Genomic DNA, 1,545 nt, shown 5'->3' with positions numbered 1-1,545 from the left:
TGCGCGGTCACGTCCGCGCCCACGGGCCGATACCCACAAGCCCTACTGGTTGCGGGCGATCTCCCGCGAGACCACCGAGACATCACGACCGATCCGCTCAGCGATCCTGCGCAACGACCAGCCCTGCGCCAGCCCCCGTGCGATCGCAGCCCGATCCGACATCGTCAACATCCCACCCAACACAACCTCCCGCCTCTAACCAGCACTGTTGCTACGACCCTATGACACCACCCTTTCTGACCCCGCCAAAGAGTCCTCACGACTCAGAGGCTTTGACGTCTTAATGCACCTTATGGTGCGAGGTGCTTTCTGACATTACCATTGCCGCAACGATGTTCGCGGCAACTCGTCTTAATGCACCTTATGGTGCGAGGTGCTTTCTGACGCCGACGTCCTGCCTCTGGACGGGGGCTATGTGCGGGTCTTAATGCACCTTATGGTGCGAGGTGCTTTCTGACAGCTGTGTCTGGGCCGTGGTGTAGGACGATCTCTAAGAGTCTTAATGCACCTTATGGTGCGAGGTGCTTTCTGACAGTAATAGGCGGCTGCTTACTACTAGCATTCCTTGTTGTCTTAATGCACCTTATGGTGCGAGGTGCTTTCTGACGGGAGGAAGAGGTTGTCACGGAGGTTAGGATTCCGTCTTAATGCACCTTATGGTGCGAGGTGCTTTCTGACTACTAAGATCCGCACGACAGGTCCGGGGCGGGCAGTAGGTCTTAATGCACCTTATGGTGCGAGGTGCTTTCTGACTGCACCGAGTGTGAGGGCCCCATGAAAAAGCTTATAGTCTTAATGCACCTTATGGTGCGAGGTGCTTTCTGACCTAAGGAGGTGGCGAGACAGAGATCCTGTCCTATACGTCTTAATGCACCTTATGGTGCGAGGTGCTTTCTGACCAGCGCCATCAGCGCCTTCAGGCGCTGGTGCGCACGTCTTAATGCACCTTATGGTGCGAGGTGCTTTCTGACCCGTCTGGGCACGGAGGTCATCGCGGGCGCCGCTTATGTCTTAATGCACCTTATGGTGCGAGGTGCTTTCTGACCCGAATCAACTCATTGCTGCCGGCTCTTCATTAGGTCTTAATGCACCTTATGGTGCGAGGTGCTTTCTGACAAGCCTTCGCACATGTCATGACGGGTCTACTGTCGAGTCTTAATGCACCTTATGGTGCGAGGTGCTTTCTGACCCCCCTGCCCCAGAAGCCGCGTCATGACGCCACTTCGAGGGCCCGGATCGCCACCGGCCCCGCAAGCACCCCAACGGGGTGGCTAGCACCGCCCCCATTCTGCCACTTCTCCCTGCAATCACGCCACTCGCCACCGACGCCACTTCCACGCCCCCGGCAAACAACTTCCAACGACGCCAAGCCGAAAAGTCCCCCTCCAACACCACCCCCACCCAGGACCAAAGCCCCTTGACAGGACCGGATCGTTATATTGAGCCTTTCTCACCGGGTGTCTTTATTGAGGTTGATGATGACGAGTGCGGTGGCGGTGATGGTGGTGATGGCCTTGGGGTCGAGGGTGACTCTCTGGAGGGCTT

The 1,545-nt window shown here is 57.2% G+C and carries 1 protein-coding gene and 1 CRISPR repeat array; the gene reads left to right on the top strand.

What is annotated here, in order from left to right:
- The coding region (locus EUC46_RS13505) for a hypothetical protein (protein ID WP_421701860.1) at positions 1–199 on the top strand (199 nt) is incomplete at its 5' end.
- 78 nt (positions 200–277) lie between these two features.
- Positions 278–1,189: a CRISPR direct-repeat array (repeat unit 37 nt; unit sequence GTCTTAATGCACCTTATGGTGCGAGGTGCTTTCTGAC).
- Positions 1,190–1,545 lie beyond the last annotated feature (356 nt).

The sequence above is a fragment of the Actinomyces oricola genome (assembly GCF_004104015.1).
Classification (GTDB): domain Bacteria; phylum Actinomycetota; class Actinomycetes; order Actinomycetales; family Actinomycetaceae; genus Actinomyces; species Actinomyces oricola.
The sequence above is the reverse complement of the archived record's forward strand: the minus strand, read 5'-3'. Positions and strand labels throughout refer to the sequence as shown.